Source organism: Aeromicrobium sp. REDSEA-S32_B7 (assembly GCF_001626145.1).
GTDB lineage: Bacteria > Actinomycetota > Actinomycetes > Propionibacteriales > Nocardioidaceae > Aeromicrobium > Aeromicrobium erythreum.
In genome coordinates this window covers 1-16,080 of record NZ_LUNF01000034.1, presented here as the reverse complement: position 1 = coordinate 16,080, position 16,080 = coordinate 1, and the positions used below count along the sequence as shown (strand labels likewise).

General features: G+C 72.4%; 15 protein-coding genes and 2 pseudogenes. 14 read left to right on the top strand and 3 right to left on the bottom strand.

Going from position 1 to position 16,080, the window contains the following annotated elements:
- The 8 genes and pseudogenes from A6Q79_RS02350 to A6Q79_RS02310 form a co-directional block, all read left to right on the top strand.
- The coding region (locus A6Q79_RS02350; protein ID WP_317695933.1) for a hypothetical protein at positions 1 to 237 on the top strand (237 nt) is incomplete at its 5' end.
- A 63-nt stretch (positions 238 to 300) separates the two neighbouring features.
- Positions 301 to 783: a thioredoxin family protein gene (locus A6Q79_RS02345; RefSeq protein ID WP_286690555.1), complete on the top strand. Its 483-nt coding sequence runs from the start codon at positions 301 to 303 to the stop codon at positions 781 to 783.
- A 106-nt stretch (positions 784 to 889) separates the two neighbouring features.
- A pseudogene (locus A6Q79_RS02335) lies at positions 890 to 1,410 on the top strand (phenolic acid decarboxylase).
- Positions 1,411 to 2,391: 981 nt separating this feature from the next.
- Positions 2,392 to 2,835, top strand: a complete 444-nt coding sequence (locus tag A6Q79_RS02330) for a DUF4395 domain-containing protein (protein WP_286690688.1) — start codon at positions 2,392 to 2,394, stop codon at positions 2,833 to 2,835.
- A gap of 61 nt (positions 2,836 to 2,896) precedes the next feature.
- Positions 2,897 to 3,745, top strand: coding sequence for a sulfurtransferase (locus A6Q79_RS02325; RefSeq protein WP_067860110.1), 849 nt, complete (start codon positions 2,897 to 2,899; stop codon positions 3,743 to 3,745).
- A gap of 1 nt (position 3,746) precedes the next feature.
- A complete protein-coding gene (locus A6Q79_RS02320) occupies positions 3,747 to 4,064 on the top strand; it encodes a DUF1416 domain-containing protein (RefSeq protein WP_067860108.1) in 318 nt (105 codons plus the stop codon).
- Between the two features lie 164 nt (positions 4,065 to 4,228).
- The gene (locus A6Q79_RS02315; protein ID WP_286690687.1) at positions 4,229 to 4,975 is read left to right on the top strand and encodes an LPXTG cell wall anchor domain-containing protein; all 747 of its coding nucleotides are present in this window, start codon (positions 4,229 to 4,231) and stop codon (positions 4,973 to 4,975) included.
- A 7-nt stretch (positions 4,976 to 4,982) separates the two neighbouring features.
- Positions 4,983 to 6,767, top strand: coding sequence for a DUF4012 domain-containing protein (locus A6Q79_RS02310; RefSeq protein ID WP_144433803.1), 1,785 nt, complete (start codon positions 4,983 to 4,985; stop codon positions 6,765 to 6,767).
- 33 nt (positions 6,768 to 6,800) lie between these two features.
- Here A6Q79_RS02310 and A6Q79_RS02305 read toward each other — a convergent pair whose 3' ends face one another.
- Complete coding sequence (locus A6Q79_RS02305) at positions 6,801 to 7,916, bottom strand: LCP family protein (RefSeq protein WP_286690686.1); 1,116 nt, start codon at positions 7,914 to 7,916, stop codon at positions 6,801 to 6,803.
- Positions 7,917 to 8,045: 129 nt separating this feature from the next.
- The gene (gene dtd / locus A6Q79_RS02300; protein WP_083516468.1) at positions 8,046 to 8,486 is read right to left on the bottom strand and encodes a D-aminoacyl-tRNA deacylase; all 441 of its coding nucleotides are present in this window, start codon (positions 8,484 to 8,486) and stop codon (positions 8,046 to 8,048) included.
- A 37-nt stretch (positions 8,487 to 8,523) separates the two neighbouring features.
- On the opposite strand from dtd, the gene A6Q79_RS02295 reads away from it, so the two are divergent.
- Genes A6Q79_RS02295 through A6Q79_RS02285 form a run of 3 tightly spaced genes read left to right on the top strand, consistent with a single transcriptional unit; the run spans position 8,524 to position 10,601 of the window.
- Positions 8,524 to 9,036 (top strand): FABP family protein, encoded by a 513-nt coding sequence (locus A6Q79_RS02295; RefSeq protein WP_067861830.1) that lies wholly within the window; start codon positions 8,524 to 8,526, stop codon positions 9,034 to 9,036.
- Entirely contained in the window at positions 9,029 to 10,054 is a 1,026-nt protein-coding gene (locus A6Q79_RS02290) for a folate-binding protein YgfZ (RefSeq protein WP_286690685.1), read from the top strand. The genes A6Q79_RS02295 and A6Q79_RS02290 overlap by 8 nt, the downstream gene beginning before the upstream one ends.
- Position 10,055: 1 nt before the next feature.
- A complete protein-coding gene (locus A6Q79_RS02285) occupies positions 10,056 to 10,601 on the top strand; it encodes a hypothetical protein (RefSeq protein ID WP_286690684.1) in 546 nt (181 codons plus the stop codon).
- Positions 10,602 to 10,623: 22 nt separating this feature from the next.
- Here A6Q79_RS02285 and A6Q79_RS02280 read toward each other — a convergent pair whose 3' ends face one another.
- The gene (locus tag A6Q79_RS02280; RefSeq protein ID WP_067860096.1) at positions 10,624 to 11,985 is read right to left on the bottom strand and encodes a polysaccharide biosynthesis tyrosine autokinase; all 1,362 of its coding nucleotides are present in this window, start codon (positions 11,983 to 11,985) and stop codon (positions 10,624 to 10,626) included.
- A gap of 150 nt (positions 11,986 to 12,135) precedes the next feature.
- Here A6Q79_RS02280 and A6Q79_RS02275 point away from each other — a divergent pair, with 150 nt between their 5' ends.
- The 3 genes and pseudogenes from A6Q79_RS02275 to A6Q79_RS02265 form a co-directional block, all read left to right on the top strand.
- Entirely contained in the window at positions 12,136 to 14,004 is a 1,869-nt protein-coding gene (locus A6Q79_RS02275; protein ID WP_286690683.1) for a DEAD/DEAH box helicase, read from the top strand.
- Positions 14,005 to 14,030: 26 nt separating this feature from the next.
- The gene (manA, locus tag A6Q79_RS02270; RefSeq protein WP_067860094.1) at positions 14,031 to 15,215 is read left to right on the top strand and encodes a mannose-6-phosphate isomerase, class I; all 1,185 of its coding nucleotides are present in this window, start codon (positions 14,031 to 14,033) and stop codon (positions 15,213 to 15,215) included.
- A gap of 446 nt (positions 15,216 to 15,661) precedes the next feature.
- Positions 15,662 to 16,080, top strand: a pseudogene (locus A6Q79_RS02265) (GTP-binding protein); the annotation flags it as partial.

Here is a 16,080-nt window from a genome sequence, read left to right as displayed (position 1 = left end):
GCACTCACCGGCGTGCTCGTCTCCGCGACCGTCGACGGCATCGGCACGTGGGTGCTGGGGCTCGCGGTCGGTGGCGCCGCGGCCGGGTGCGCCCTCCTCGGGCAGGTGCTGGGGCGTGCCTGGAGCATCGGGGCGCTGCCCGGTCCGCAGACGTGGGCCTTCCCGGCGGCGGTGTCGGTGGCGCTCGTCGGGCCTGCGGTGCACGTCGGGGCGTCGCTGGCGGTGCTCACCGTCTAGGGCCCGTGTTCCGCCCCGTCGGACGCCGAGGTGGGGCGACCGGCGGCGGCGTAGCCTGGAGGAGTGACCGGTGTGATCGTCCTGCTCGTCGCCCTCGCAGCGACCGGCCTCGTGGCCTTGCTGCTGCGACGTCGTGACGGTCGGTTCTCCACCCCCGCGTCCGCCGCGCCAGCGTCGTCGGTGGCCGTCGGGGGAGTGCAGGAGCCGGACCCGGGTGCGTCGCCCGACGTGCCGACGGAGCCGCGCGAGGTGCTCACGGCGGAGGAGATCGGCGGCCCGCTGGGTGACCGGCTGACCTTCGTCCAGTTCTCGAGCGCCTTCTGCAGCCCCTGTCGTGCCACACGTGCTCTCCTGAGCGACGTCGTGGCGACCCGTCCCGACGTCGCCCACGTCGAGGTCGACGCCGAGTCCCACCTCGACCTGGTGCGCCGGCTGAACATCATGCGCACCCCGACGGTCCTCGTCGTCGGGCCCGACGGGACGGTGCTCAGCCGGGCCTCGGGCCTGCCGCGCCGCGACCAGGTGCTCGCCGTCCTCGACGCCTGAGCGCGCTCTGGTCGGCTAGGTGCCGGACCTGGGGGCGGGGTGTCGGCGTCCGCCCTCGTCGAGCTCGGGCAGGTGGGCCCATCTCGTCGGTGCGAGAGTTGGAGGCATGGGAACCCGCACGAGCATCGAGCACCCCGCCCCCGAGCAGGACCTGGACGCGATCGTCGGCCACCGGCTCATCTACACGTACGCCAACGGCTGGCAGTACGAGATGTACGTCAAGAACGCCACGACGATCGACTACCGGATCCACACCGGCATGGTCGGGGGCCGTTGGACCAGGAGGTCGACCTCGTCGGGCTGGGCCGCGGGGTCTTCAAGGTCTCGTGGAACGAGCCGACCGGCACCAGCGTCGTCGTGAACATCGTGCCCGAGGACCGCGTCCTGCACGGCACGATCTTCTTCCCGCACTGGATCGAGCTCGACGGATCCCGGACGGTCCTGTTCCAGAACGACCACCTCGACGACATGCGCCGGTTCCGCGACGAGGGGCCGACCTACCCCGTCTACGTCGTGCCGGAGTTCGCGCACATCACCCTCTTCGAGCACGTCGGCACCGACGACGAGACCGTCATCGACACCGCGCCCGGCGACCTGCCGCCCGGCTTCGCCGACCGGAGCAACTGACGCGGAACCGCATTCCGTGGGGTCGAGGTCGGGGGTGGCTTCTCGGTCGGTCTGCGGCTGCGTCGGCGTGGGTTGGTGCTCGGGTGGGGCTGCGTCGGCGCGGCTCAGTGTGGGTGTGGTCTTCGAAAGGGCCTCGACCGGGCGGCTGGCGGGCGCGCTGGTCTGGGGTCTCGGGCTGTGGCTCGGGTGGGACGCAGGGATCTGCGTTCGTGCGTGGGACTCCAAGGCTTCTGCGTTGGCTACGGGATCCCGTCGTCAACGCAGAAGCGTTCGACCTTCAGCGCACGAAGGAAGAATCGTGGGTGCCCTTGGGGGTGGGGTGGGCAGCGCTTCTTCCTTCGCGTGGACCGGTCCACGAGAAGGGAGAAGTTCTGCCACCTCTGACCCCGTCGGCGGTGGATTCTCCACCTGTACAGCGCTGACAAGGTGGCAGATCCACCGATGGCCAGCGCAAACGCAGAATCTTGCGTCCAACGCGAGCCACAGCCCGAGAACCCGAGCCGCCGCCGCTCCCAGCGGCCCGGTCGAGGCCCTTTCGGAGCGCAGGACGAGTCGAAGCCGCGCGGACGCAGCCCCGCCCGAGCGAGAAGCCACGCCAACGCACCGCCACCCGAGCGCGAAGCCGCGCGGACGCAACCCCCACCCGAGCGAGAAGCCACGCCGACGCAGCCGCAGGCGAGCGAGAAGCCACGCCGACGCACCCCACGCGGCCCGAACGGCGCCATATCTTGAAAGATGAGACAATCGTCCACCATCTGAGACGATCTTCGGGCTTCACGCGCGGACCGACCTACAGTGGTCGCATGACCGGCTCGACGTACCTGACGCGGCGTCTCGCGGTGGACAACTGCCGCACGCGTTCCGCGCTGTGTCGTCGCTCCTGATCGACCGCACCGGCTACCCGCCCGCGGTCCCGAGCCCGCCCGTCAGCCCGCCGAGCGTCGACCCTGCGTCGCGCCGGCCCGTCCAGGAGACCGTCCCATGGCCCGTCCCACCCACGTCGACCCGCGCGGCATGCGCTTCGCGGCTGCCCTGACGTCCGTCGTCCTGGCCGTCGCGCTGGTCGTGCCGACCTCGGTCGCGCTGGTGCTGCTGGCCGTCCAAGGCGTCGTGTTCGCGATCGGCGCCAGCGGTCACCTCGACAAGTCGCCGTACGCGATCCTCTTCGCCCGTCTGGTGCGACCGAGGATCGGTCCGCTGGCCGAGCCGGAGGACGCGCGACCGCCGCGGTTCGCGCAGACCGTCGGACTCGGCTTCGTCGTCGTCGCCCTCGTGGGCTTCGGCGTCGGCATCCCGGCACTCGGCTACGTCGCCACGGCGTTCGCGCTCGTGGCCGCCCTGCTCAACGCCGCCGTCGGCTTCTGCCTCGGCTGCGAGCTGTACCTGCTCGCGCGACGCGCCACCGCGTCGCGCGCGCCCGCCTGACCACCACCTGCACGCCCACCCGACCCCACCACCGCGTGGGACCACACATGGAGGTATCCACATGAGCCGCGACACCGCGCTCGTCACCGCCGACTGGGTCGAGGAGCACCTCGACGACCCGAAGGTCGTCCTCATCGAGGTCGACGAGGACGTCGAGGCCTACGACAAGGGCCACATCCCCGGCGCGATCAAGCTCGACTGGAAGAAGGACCTGCAGGACGGCGTCCGCCACGACTTCATCTCCAAGGAGAAGCTCGAGAAGCTGCTCTCGGAGAAGGGTGTCGCCAACGACGACACGGTCGTCTTCTACGGCGGCAACAACAACTGGTTCGCGGCCTACGCCTACTGGTACCTGACCTACTACGGCCACGAGAACCTGCGCCTGCTCGACGGCGGCCGCAAGAAGTGGGAGCTCGACAGCCGTGAGCTGTCCTCCGACGTCCCGGACCGTCCGGCCACCACGTATACGGCGCAGGAGCCGAACGAGGCCGTCCGCGCCTACCGCGACGAGGTCGTCGAGGCCATCGGCTCGAAGAACCTCATCGACGTGCGCAGCCCCGACGAGTACGCCGGTCGCCTGCTCGCCCCCGCGCACCTGCCGCAGGAGGCTGCCCAGATCGCCGGCCACATCCCCACCGCGGGCAACGTGCCGTGGAGCAAGGCCGCCAACGACGACGGCACGTTCAAGAAGGACGAGGAGCTCAAGGCCCTCTACGCCGACGCCGGCCTCGACGAGGGCAAGGACACCATCGCCTACTGCCGCATCGGCGAGCGCAGCTCGCACACGTGGTTCGTGCTGAACGAGATCCTCGGCTACCCGAACGTCAAGAACTACGACGGCTCCTGGAGCGAGTACGGCTCGCTGCGCGGCGTTCCCGTCGCCGTCGGCGACGACCGCGGGGAGGCCTGACATGTGCGGAGCCGTCAAGGGCGGACCCAGCCTCGAGGGCGTCGACGTCGCCAACCAGGCCGTCATCCAGGGTGTCGTCGTGCGCGGCGACGAGCCCGTGGGCAACGCGTACGTGCGGCTGCTCGACCGGACCGGTGAGTTCACGGCCGAGGTCCCGACCTCGGCGACCGGCCAGTTCCGGTTCTTCGCCGGCCCCGGCGAGTGGACGCTGCGCACGCTCGCGCCGCGCGCCGAGGCGGTCGACCTCGCCGTGGCCGCCGCGATCGGCGTCGTCGCCGACGTGGTCGTCGACATCGACCGGGTGCCCGCCACCGCCTGAGCACCACCGTGTGGGGCCCCGGACCGTCACGGTCCGGGGTCTCCTGGTTTTTTCGTGCATTCTCGCGTGAGAAGGACGTGACTCCCTGCCATGTCGCTCGTTCTAGAGGCGAGCACGCTCGCGCCCGGACGTCGCGCTCATGTCAGATCTTGTGAGGGAGTCTCATGAAGAAGCACCTTGCGGCACTCGTCGCCTCGGTCGTCGCCGCCGTCGGACTGGTGGCACTGCCGTCCGCGACGCTCGCCCCCGCCCAGGGAGCGACCCTGCCGTACCCCGTGCTGGTGTGCGACATCCAGGTCTCGAAGACCCGCGTCGCGCCCGGTGAGACGTTCACAGCGACCGTGACGGCCGACGTCCCGACGACGATCACGGCCACCTACGAGGGCCAGACGCGCTCGGCCAGCAACACGAAGAAGCTGGTCGCGACGTTCACCGCGCCGCAGGTCACGCGGAGCACCTCGACCACCGTGCGCGCCATCTGCGGCGACAAGGCCGGGTCGGGTGCCGAGGTCGTCGTGGCCCCCTCGGGCGGCTCCAACGGCGACGGCGGCTCGCAGGGCGACTCCGACGCCGACGGTGGCTCCCAGGGCGACGCCGACGCCGACGGCGGCTCCCAGGGTGACGCCGACGTCAGCGCCGACGGTGGCTCGCAGAGCGACGCCGACGCCGACGGTGGCTCCCAGGGCGACGCCGACGTGAACGCCGACGGCCTGGGCTCGCAGGGCGACGCCGACGTGAACGCCGGCGGTGGCGGCACCGACGGCGTGGCCGACGCCGACGCCGGCACGGAGGACCGCAACGGCATCCTGCCCGGCACCGGTGGCACCGACTTCTGGCTGCTCGTCCTCGGCGCGCTGCTCGTCCTCGCCGGTGTGGGCGCCGTGGTCGCCCGTCGCCGTCGCGACGGCTGACCCGACTGTGAGGCCGCCTCGGCGGTTCCTGCCCGAACGCTGGGACCGGGCGGGCTGGGCCCGGCTGGTGCTCTCCGTGGTGGGGGGTGTCGTCCTGGTCTGCGGGGTCGTCCTCGCCTGGCAGGGCGTCCGCGCGGCCATCCTCCTGCAACGGGCCAGCGACGCGTCGCAGGTGCTGCTCGCGCAGGTCGCCCAGGGTGACGCCGACGGCGCTCGGCGCACCGCCGAGGTGCTCGAGGACGCCGCGCGACGCTCCCACGACTCGACGGACGGTCCGCTGTGGGCGGTGGCGTCCTGGCTGCCGGTCGTCGGCGACGACGTCGACGCGGTGCGGGTGGTCAGCCGCGAGGTCGACCGGGTCGCGACCCGGGCGGTCCCGACGGTCGTCGACGTGACCGCCCAGGTCGGTCTCGACGCGTTCTCACCGCGCGACGGTCGCGTCGACATCGCGAACCTCGAGAGCGTCGCACCCCGGCTTGGCGCGCCTCGGCGGGCGCTCGACGAGGCCGCGCGCAACGTCGGCGACATCCGTCCGGAGGACGTCGTCGGCCGGCTGCAGGTGCCGGTCCGCCGGCTGCAGGACGTGCTCACGGGTGCCGCGTCGGCGGCCCGGGTCGCCGACACCGCCGCGACGCTGCTGCCCGACATGCTCGGCGCGCAGGAGCGTCGCCGGTACCTGCTGCTCATCCAGAACAACGCCGAGGTCCGCTCGCTCGGCGGCATCCCCGGCTCCTGGGCGGTCATCGAGGCCGACCGGGGCCGGGTGCGCATGACCGAGCAGGGCTCGGCGATCGACGTCCCGCCCGTCGACGACCCGCGCCTGGCCGTCCCGGCGTCGCAGTACGGCGCGGTCCCGGTGTCGGCGGCCGAGGACCTGCGCAACACCACCTCGGTCCCGGACTTCCCGGAGGCGGCCCGGTTCGCGGGCTCGCTCGTCGGCGAGGCGACCGACACCCGGTTCGACGGCGTCGTCTCGGTCGATCCCGTGACGCTCGGCTACCTGCTGCAGGGGCTCGGGCCGGTCACCCTCGGCGACGGCACGCGACTCACCAGCGAGAACGCGGTGGACGAGCTCCTCAACGGCGTGTACCGCCGCTACACGACCGACCCGCTCGCGCAGGACGCCGTGTTCGAGGACGCCGCACGCAGCATCTTCGACGCCTTCGTCGGTGGACGCGGAGCCACGCAGCCCGTCCTCGAGGCACTGGTGCGCGCCGCCGTCGACAACCGGGTGATGGTCTGGTCGGCCGACCGGTCGGAGCAGCGCCGCATCCGCACCACCGGCGTCTCAGGAGTCCTGTCGCAGGACGCCGACCGGGCGCGCGTCGGGGTCTTCGTGGACGACAGCAAGGGCTCGAAGCTGCAGTACTACCTCGAGACGTCGCACACGCTGACGTCGTCGCGCTGCGTCGACGACCGCAGCCAGGAGCTCACCCTGCGCACCCGCCTGAGCTCCGTCGTGCCGAGGTCGGGGCTGCCCGTCTCGATCACCGGCTTCCGGCTGCCCGGCCTGTCGGCCACGGACCAGCGGCTCTCGGTGCGGGTCGTGGCGCCTGCCGGAGGCGTCCTGCAGCAGGTCCGCCTCGGCGACGTCGACCGTCAGCCGGTCGGTGGTCGCCTCGGCGACCGTCGGGTCACCGTCGTGCCGCTGACGCTGCGCGCGGGGGAGTCGGTCGACCTCACCGTCACGATGCGCACGGGCGACGGGCAGACGGACGACCCCGTGCTCACGAGCACGCCCGGCATCCGTGCCGAGCCGAACGACGTCCGCGTGCGCTCGGCCTGCGGCTGACGTCGACCGCCCCGTCGCACGTCGTGGCGACGGTCAGCCGATCTGGCGCTCATCGGCGAGCCGGTCGTCGGGGTACTTGCGCAGGTAGGCGTCCATGCGGTCGTTGCGCAGGGCGTCGAAGAGCTCCGCGCACTTGGCCTGGTCGAGCACGACGACGTCGCCGTACGTCGGGTCCAGCTCGGTCCCGGCGACGGGTGCGGTCAGGAAGGTGACGTCGTCGGAGCGGACTCCGCGCAGCGACAGCGCGAGCGCACGCATGTCGCCCGGGTCCCAGTCGGCGTCGACCGTGAGGTTCTTCGTGACGGCGGTGAGGGTGCGGGTGAGCTTGATCGGGTTGCTGAGCGTGTCGCGCGCGAGCATCTTCTTCATCAGGGAGCGCAGGAAGTTCTGCTGCCGGGCGATGCGGTCGAAGTCGCCGCGGACGAGGCCGTAGCGGGTGCGCACGTAGGCGAGCGCCTTCTTGCCCTTGAGGGTCTGCTGGCCCGCCTGCCACTGCACCTCCTGCTTCGGGTCGTAGAAGGCGCGCGGGATGAACACGGGCACGCCGCCGACCGCCGACGAGAGCGACTCGAAGCCGTCCCAGTCGATGATCGCCAGGTGCCGCATGCGCAGGTTCGTGAGGTTCTCGACGGTCGAGATCGCCCCGTCGGGCCCGTACTCGGAGAACGCGTCGTTGATCTTCTGCTTCGAGCGCACCGCGCCGGTCTGGTCGTGGATGTCGGTGAACGTGTCGCGCGGGATCGAGACGAGGTAGACCTTGCGCCGGTCCGACGTGATGTGGGCGATCATCAGCGTGTCGCTGCGGTACTTGCCCGCCGGCCAGCGCGATGCCGCAGCGTCCTCCGCGAGGGTGGTGTCGCGCGCTCCCGGCTGCTCCTTGCCCTTGTCCGAGCCGAGCAGCAGGATGTTCAGCGCCCTGCCACGGTCGGGGTCGGGTCGGTCCTTCTCCTTGAGCTGGGTGTCGACACGGCCGACGTTGTCGAGCTGGGAGTTGAGGTAGTAGGCGTAGCCGCTGGCGGTGCCGAGCACGACCACGAGCACGCCGACCACGCCGACCAGCAGCCTGCGGTGGCGGCGGTGCCAGGGTGTTCCGCCCATGCGGCGCTTGCCCGCGACGGCACGACGCTCACGCTTGAGGCGTCGCGACATGGACACGTCCGTTCGGTGGGGGGCGGGGCGCCGGCCGCACCGCACCACGGTCGACCACGCGTGATCCTACGCGGCCCACCTGAAAGGACGGTCAGAACGCCGGACCCGCAGCGACCGCGACAGCGTCGTTCACAGCTCCAGCAGGATCGTGACGGGTCCGTCGTTGACCGACGCGACCTGCATGTCGGCGCCGAAGCGCCCGGTGGGCACGTCGGTGCCCAGGGCGCGCAGCGCGGCGCAGAACTCCTCGTACAGCGGCTCGGCGACGGCGCCGGGGGCGGCTGCCGTCCAGCTCGGACGGCGACCCTTGCGGGCGTCGCCGTAGAGCGTGAACTGGCTGACCACCAGCACCGAGCCGCCGGTGTCGGCGACCGACCGCTCCTCGCGCAGCACCCGCAGCCCGTGCACCTTGCGCGCCAGCGACTCGGCCTTCTGCACGGTGTCGTCGTGGGTGACCCCGAGCAGGACGAGGAGGTGGCCCCCGTCCTCCTCTCCGCCGCCCACGGACCCGACGACCTCGCCCTCGACGACGACGGACGCCTGGGTCACCCGCTGCACCACTGCACGCACGGCGGCAGGCTAGCGCGCCGTCGATACGATGGGCAGCATGGCCTTCGAGATCCCGGCAGACCTGCACCCCGACGTGGCCCCGCTCGCATGGCTGCTCGGCACGTGGCACGGCAACGGGCGGGGTGAGTACCCGACGATCGAGCCCTACGCGTTCGAGCAGGACGTCGTGTTCGCGCACGACACGCGGCCGTTCCTGCACTACTTCAGCCGCTCCTGGACGACCGACGAGGAGGGCAACCGCACCGGTCCCGGCGACCTCGAGACCGGTTTCCTGCGGCCCGCCGGACTGGTCGAGGGCGGCAAGGGCATCAACGTCGAGCTCGTGCTCGCCCACCCCACCGGCTACGCCGAGGTCTGGTACGGCGTGGCGGAGGGCCCGCGGATCACGCTGGCCACCGACATCGTCGCGCGGACCGCGACCGCCGTCGAGTACACCGCCGGGCAGCGCATGTACGGCCTCGTCGAGGGTGCGCTCATGTACGCCGTCGACAAGGCGGCCGAGGGCCAGAGCATGCAGTCGCACCTGTGGGGGAAGCTCGCCCGTGTCTGAGCACCTGGTTCCTCCCGCCGGCGACGCCGACGCCGTCGCGCCGGGCCGGCGCAGCCCGCTGCTCGACCTCGACGGTGCCGTCGAGGCCGACGCGCCCGACTCCGGCGTCGCCGCCCACTACGGCGAGCTGACCGTCGAGCAGCGCCGGCTCGAGCGTGGCGAGGGCTTCGTCGACCTGTCGCACCGCGACGTGCTGACGGTCACCGGCCCCGACCGGCTCACGTGGCTGCACTCGCTGACCACCCAGCACCTCGAGTCGCTCCCGCCGGGCGTGCGCACGGAGGTGCTCGTGCTCACGCCGCAGGGCCGCATCGAGCACGCCTTCGAGGGCGTCGACGACGGCACCACCTTCTGGGCCCACACGGAGCCCGGGGCCGGCGCCGCTCTCGTGACGTTCCTCGACCGGATGCGCTTCATGATGCGCGTCGAGGTCGCCGACGTGAGCGACGCCCACGCGGTCCTCGGCCGGGTCGAGCCCGGCAGCGACGGGGCGCCCGGTCGAGCGGTCTGGGCGATCGAGCCGCGCGCCGACGTCGCGTCGTGGCCGGAGCGTCACGGCCGCCCCGCAGGGACGTGGGCGTGGGAGGCGCTGCGCATCGCGTCCGGCACCCCGCGTCTCGGCCTCGACACCGACGACCGGACCATCCCGAACGAGGTGGGTCTGCTCGAGCGCGCCGTGCACCTCGACAAGGGCTGCTACCGCGGGCAGGAGACGGTGGCGCGCGTGCACAACCTCGGCCGTCCCCCGCGCCGGCTCACGCTGCTGCACCTCGACGGCTCCGCCGACCGGCTGCCGGCTCCCGGCTCACCGGTCGAGCGCGCGGACGCACCCGGCCAGGCGGTCGGTGTGCTCGGCTCGCGCGGCCTGCACCACGAGCTCGGCCCGATCGGGCTCGCGCTGCTGAAGCGCTCGGTGCCCACCGACGCGACGCTGGTCGTCGACGGGGTCGCCGCCGCGCAGGAGCTCGTCGTCGACCCCGAGGTGGGTCTGCACGTGCGCCCCCGGTCCGGTGGCTGAGGTGGGTGCGCGGCCCGAGCCGGCCCGCTGGAGCATCCTCACCGTCTGCACGGCCAACGTCTGCCGCTCGCCGCTGATGGAGCTGCTGCTGCGCGAGCGGCTGGACCCCGCGCGGTTCGAGATCGCGAGCGCCGGCGTGATGGGCTGGCGCGACGCTCCCGTCGACAGCATGGTGCGTCTCGAGCTGGCCCGCCTGGGCGTCGACGGGTCGGACTTCCGGTCGCGACCGCTGCACCCCGCGCACGTGAAGGCGGCCGACGTCGTGCTCACCGCCACGAAGGAGCACCGCGCCTCCGTGCTCGAGCTCGACCCCGGTGCGCTGCGGAAGACGTTCACCCTGCTCGAGCTCGCCGCGCTCGTCGAGGACCGGACGGCCGACAGCCTGCCCGAGCTCGTGGCCGACGCCGCCCGGCGACGCAGCACCGCGCCCAGCCTGCTCGACGTGCCCGACCCGTTCCGCCGCGCGCCGGAGGTGTACCGCAGCACCGCCGACCTGATCGACGACGCGACCGAGCGGCTCGCGCGGACCTTCGGCACCCTCGCCTGAGCGCCTCCGGGACGGCGAGCGGTCAGCGACCGCGGCGCGGGCGACGTCGCGACGACTGCGTCGCGTACTCGTACCCGTAGCCGAAGCGCCCCGCGGCGCGGCGTGGCGACATCGAGAGCACCGTGCCGAAGAGCGTCGCGCCCACCGTCTGCAGCCGCTCGACGGCGGCACGCACCTGATCGTGGCCGGTGCGGCCGTGGCGCACGACGAGCAGGGCGCCGTCGGACAACAGGGCCAGGATCGTCGCGTCCGTGACGGGCAGCAGAGGGGGAGCGTCGATGAGCACGATGTCGTAGGCGCGGCGCAGGTCGGCGACCAGCTGCTCCATGGCGCCGGTCTGCACGATCTCCGCCGGGTTCGGCGGCCGGGCGCCGCTCGTGAGCACGTCGAGGCCGGGGATCTCGGTCTCCTGCATCGCCTCGTCGAGCTCGACCCGGCCGACAAGGACCGTGGTCAGGCCGACCGTGCTCTCGAGCCCGAACTGCTCGGCGAGCTGAGGACGGCGCAGGTCGCCCTCCACGAGCGCGACCCGCAGGCCCGACTGCGCGAGCGCGATGGCCAGGTTGCAGGCCGTCGACGTCTTGCCCTCGGCCTCCACCGCGCTCGTGACGGTGATGACGGTGCGGTCGTGGTCGACGTCGACGAACTGCAGGTTCGTGCGCAGGATGCGGATGGACTCCGCGCGCGGGTGCTGCGGCGACAGCGAGGTGAGGAGCGGCGCGTCCTGGACGCTGCGGTCGTAGGCGATGGCGCCGAGCAGGGGCGCCTCGGTGGTCGCCTCGAGCTCGTCCGCCGACGCGACCCCGCGGTCGGCGAGCTGGCGCCAGCGCGCGACGCCGAGGCCGAGCAGCAGCCCGACGAGCAGACCGCCGAGGAGGTAGGGCCAGCGTCGGGGCGAGACGGGACCGGTCGAGCCGGTGCCGGGGTCGATGACCAGACCCGTGACCTGCTGGTTCGGGCGCAGCGCCTGCTGGCTGTCCTCGAGCCAGGCGGTGAACGCCTCGGCGATCGCGCCTGCCCGCTCGCGCGCCACGTCGAGGCTGTCGTCGCGGACCGTCACGCGCAGGACGTCGCTGTCGCCGACCACGCCGGAACGCACGGAGTCGGCGGGCAGCGACGACTCGTCGAGCGCCCGTGCGGCGCGGTCGAGGAGGTAGGGCTGGGAGAGCAGGCGGCCGTAGGACTCGACCGTGCGAGCCGTGACGGCGCGGGCCGAGCCGTCGACGCTCGCCGGCGGGGAGGAGACGAGGACCTCGGCCGAGGCCTCGTAGCGCGGTGTGAGGCCCGACACGACGAGCTGCCCCGCCAGGGCGCCCAGCAGACCGAGCAGCACCACGAGGAGCCAGCGTGATCCGAGCGTTCGACGGGGGGTCGGGCTCGGCATCGGGCACCGTCTCCTTCGGTCTCGGGCCACACGGGGGAGGGAGGCCGGGCTCGCCGAGGTTGGTCTCGGGGCCGTCGGTACGGAAGACTAGCGGTTGCACCCTGCGTCACGACGGGGTTCCCCCGTCTCGCAGTCAGCACCAGGAGCTTCATGACCGACGACCGTCCCGCGTCCGACCTGTCCGACCAGACCCCCGAGCAGGGGGCGTCGACCGTCCCGGAGGCGGCCGCCCCCGGCGCCCGGTTCGCCGCGCTGGGCCTGGGCGACGAGCTGGTGGAGGTGCTCGGCCGGCTCGGCTACGAGGCGCCGACGCCCATCCAGGAGGCGGCGGTGCCGGCCCTCCTCGCCGGCCGCGACGTCGTCGGTCTCGCGCAGACGGGCACCGGCAAGACGGCTGCGTTCGCGCTGCCGATCCTCGAGAAGATCGACCCCGACCGCGCCTCCACGCAGGCGCTCGTGCTCGCGCCCACCCGCGAGCTGGCCCTGCAGGTCTGCGAGGCGATGACGTCGTACACCCCGCGGTCGCGTCGCATCCGCGTGCTCCCCGTCTACGGCGGGCAGGGCTACGGCGCCCAGCTGGCCGGGCTCGAGCGGGGTGCCCACGTCGTCGTCGGCACGCCGGGTCGCGTCATGGACCACCTCGACCGCGGCAGCCTCGACCTCTCCGGGCTCGACCACCTCGTGCTCGACGAGGCCGACGAGATGCTCGCGATGGGGTTCGCGGAGGACGTCGAGCGGATCCTCGCCGGCACCCCCGAGTACAAGCAGGTCGCGCTGTTCTCGGCCACCATGCCGCCGGCCATCCGCCGCCTCGCGAAGCGCTACCTGCACGACCCCGCCGACATCGCGACGCCGCAGGCCCGCTCGTCGACGAGCACGGTGCGTCAGCGCTGGATCCCCGTCTCGCACCACGCGAAGCTCGACGCGCTCACGCGTCTGCTCGAGGTGGAGAGCGGCGACGCCATGATCATCTTCGTCCGCACGAAGTCGGCCACCGAGGAGCTCGCGGAGCGACTGCGCTCGCGCGGGTTCTCCGCGGCCGCCATCAACGGCGACCTCGTCCAGGCGCAGCGCGAGCGGACCGTGACGGCGCTGAAGAACGGCTCGCTCGACATCCTCGTCGCCACCGACGTGGCCGCGCGCGGTCTCGACGTCGACCGCATCACCCACGTCGTCAACTACGACATCCCCCACGACCCCGAGGCGTACGTGCACCGGGTCGGCCGCACGGGCCGTGCCGGGCGCAGCGGCGAGGCGATCCTGTTCGTCACCCCGCGCGAGCGTCGGCTCCTGTCGGCGATCGAGAAGGTGTCGGGACGCCCGGTCGAGGAGACCGGCGTGCCCAGCGTCGACGAGGTCAACGCGCGCCGTACCGCCAAGTTCGCGCAGGCGATCACCGACAGCATGGGCTCCGCCCAGTTCCACGCCTTCCGGGGCCTCGTGGAGGACTACGTGCGCGAGCACGACGTCGAGATGCTCGACGTGGCCGCGGCGCTCGCGGTGATGAGCACGGACGACAAGGAGTTCTTCCTGCGTCCGGACCCGCCGAAGAAGGAGCGGCGTGAGCGCCCGGAGCGGCAGGACCGGCCGGCGCGCGACGCCGGTGACCGCCCTGCGCGCCCGTCGAAGGACGGCTGGGCGCCGTACCGGATCGCCGTCGGCAAGCGGCACAAGGTGACGCCGTCGATGATCGTCGGCGCGCTCGCCAACGAGGGCGGTCTGCGTCGCGCCGACTTCGGCAAGATCACCCTCGGCATCGACCACGCCGTCGTCGAGCTCCCGCAGGACCTGCCCCCGGCGGTGTTCGAGGCGCTCGCCGACACGCGGATCTCCGGACGTCGCATCGACCTGCAGGCCGACCGTGGCGCCCGGGGTGGACGCTCCTCGCGCGACGACCGGCCGACCGCGCACCGCAAGGGCTCGGGCGCACCGGGCGGCAAGGGCAAGGGCGGTCAGCGCGGCAGCTGGTCGAAGGACGGCGAGTCGCCCCGCAAGCCCCGCCACCCCAAGGGTCACTGACGGCCGTCGGCCGAGGAGAGGACGAGATGCGACGACTGGACAACCCCGACCGCGACTACGACTGGGGCTCTCCTGACGCCATCCCGCGCTTCCTCGGCCGCACGCCCGACGGTGCTCCGGTGGCCGAGATCTGGATGGGCACCCACCCGCTGAACCCCTCGACGGTGCAGGGCGCCGACGGTCCGGTCTCGCTGCGAGAGGTGGCCGGCGAGCTGCCGTTCATGCTCAAGATCCTGGCCGCCGACCGACCGCTGTCGATCCAGGTGCACCCGAACGCCGTCCTCGCGCAGGAGGGGTTCGAGGCCGAGGAGGCCGCCGGTGTGCCGCTGGACGCCCCGCACCGCGTGTACAAGGACCCGCACCCGAAGCCGGAGATGGTGTACGCGTTGACCGCGTTCGACACGCTCGTCGGCTTCCGTCCGACGGCCGAGATCCTGCGCGTGCTCGCCGCGATCGACGTGCCGCGCGTGCACCAGCTCGTCGAGAACCTGCGTCGTCAGCCCGGGTTCCTCGGCATCGTGCGCATCGTCGAGGACCTGCTCACGGACCGTCCGTCCCCCGAGGAGGTGGCGGCGGTCGTGGCCGCCTGCCGCGCGGGTGTGGACCGCGGCATCGACATCAAGCGCGCGTACGCGACGGCCGTGCTCGTCGACGAGCACCACCCGGGCGACGTCGGCGTCGTCATGTCGCTGCTGCTCAACCGCTTGACGCTGCAGCCCGGCGAGGCCGCCTACCTCGGCGCCGGCATCATCCACGCCCACCTCAGCGGCCTGTGCGTCGAGGTCATGGTGTCCTCCGACAACGTGCTGCGCGGCGGACTCACGGGCAAGCACCTCGACCCGCAGGGTCTCGTCCGCTGCCTCGACCGCGGCATGTCGCGACTGGCGCGCGTCGACGCCGACCAGTTCGGCTTCTCCACCGACGTCTACAGCCCGGGCCTGCACGAGTTCGCCCTCTCGGTGACGCAGTGCTCGTCGGCCGAGCCCGACGGCGCCCGCCTCCCCGACGACGGCCGTCGCATCGTCGTCTGCCTCGGCGGCGAGGTCGAGGTCGTGAACGAGGCCGGCGAGCGCGAGCACCTCGCCCGCGGCGAGGCGGTGTTCGCCGACGAGTCCGACGGTGTCCTGCACGCCGTCGGCACCGGCGAGGTCGCGCAGGCCTACACCCCCGCCCCCGACCTGCCGCCCACCGAGCTCACCGACCTCGTCTGACGGCTGGGGTCTCGTCCTTCGGTGCGGTGGGTGAGCGGTAGGTGACACGCGCTACTGGTGCCTGATGACGCGTGCTACCTACCGCTGCACCCTCTGGCGCGGTAGGTGGGATGCGGAATGTGGGTAAGCGGTAGGTGACACGCGCTACTGGGTGCTGATGACGCGTGCTACCTACCGCCAGGGGGGAGCATCCCGCGTCCTGCGCAGGCCGCAGCCGGCGGACCCGGGCCGGCGCGGTCGCCAGCCGTCCGGTCCAGGCCCTTTCGAAGACCACGCCCAGCGCCAGCCGAGGCAGCGCACCAGCAAGCCGAGGCCCCTGCGGCAGCGCAGCGGCAAGTCGAGCCTCCGCGGCAGCGGACCGACAGGACCGGACGACGACGCCCCGCCGACCGTCAGACCAGGTCGGTCCGGCCCGACGCGGCGAGGGCGGCGGGGACCTCCTTGACGCGCTGCGCGTGCTCGACGGTGCGGTTGCCGTGTTCGACGGCGTGGCCGGGGTCGAACCCCAGTCCGAAACCGTCTGGCGCCAGGCCGACAAGTACGGCGTCCCGCGCATGTGCTTCATCAACAAACTCGACCGCACCGGCGCCGATTTTTATTATTGCGTGCAGTCGATCATCGACCGTCTCGGCGCCACCCCGCTGGTGCTCTATCTCCCGATCGGCGCGGAAAGTGATCTGTCGGGCGTGGTCGACCTCGTGAATAACCGCGGTATCGTCTGGGAAAACGACGGGCTTGGCGCTGACTTCAAGTATGTCGACATCCCCGCCGACCTCGCTGACAAGGCCGCCGAATATCGCGAAAAGCTGATCGAGACCGCCGTCGAACAGGACGACGATGTCATGGAAGCCTATCTCGAAGGCAC

What these genes read in the sequence shown, in the direction of transcription:
- A6Q79_RS02275 (WP_286690683.1), top strand. Translation starts at nt 12,136, where the DNA reads ATGACCGACGACCGTCCCGCGTCCGACCTGTCCGACCAGACCCCCGAG.
- A6Q79_RS02320 (WP_067860108.1), top strand. Translation starts at nt 3,747, where the DNA reads ATGTGCGGAGCCGTCAAGGGCGGACCCAGCCTCGAGGGCGTCGACGTC.
- manA (WP_067860094.1), top strand. Translation starts at nt 14,031, where the DNA reads ATGCGACGACTGGACAACCCCGACCGCGACTACGACTGGGGCTCTCCT.
- A6Q79_RS02325 (WP_067860110.1), top strand. Translation starts at nt 2,897, where the DNA reads ATGAGCCGCGACACCGCGCTCGTCACCGCCGACTGGGTCGAGGAGCAC.
- A6Q79_RS02315 (WP_286690687.1), top strand. Translation starts at nt 4,229, where the DNA reads ATGAAGAAGCACCTTGCGGCACTCGTCGCCTCGGTCGTCGCCGCCGTC.
- A6Q79_RS02295 (WP_067861830.1), top strand. Translation starts at nt 8,524, where the DNA reads ATGGCCTTCGAGATCCCGGCAGACCTGCACCCCGACGTGGCCCCGCTC.
- A6Q79_RS02305 (WP_286690686.1), bottom strand. Translation starts at nt 7,916, where the DNA reads ATGTCGCGACGCCTCAAGCGTGAGCGTCGTGCCGTCGCGGGCAAGCGC.
- A6Q79_RS02330 (WP_286690688.1), top strand. Translation starts at nt 2,392, where the DNA reads ATGGCCCGTCCCACCCACGTCGACCCGCGCGGCATGCGCTTCGCGGCT.
- A6Q79_RS02280 (WP_067860096.1), bottom strand. Translation starts at nt 11,985, where the DNA reads ATGCCGAGCCCGACCCCCCGTCGAACGCTCGGATCACGCTGGCTCCTC.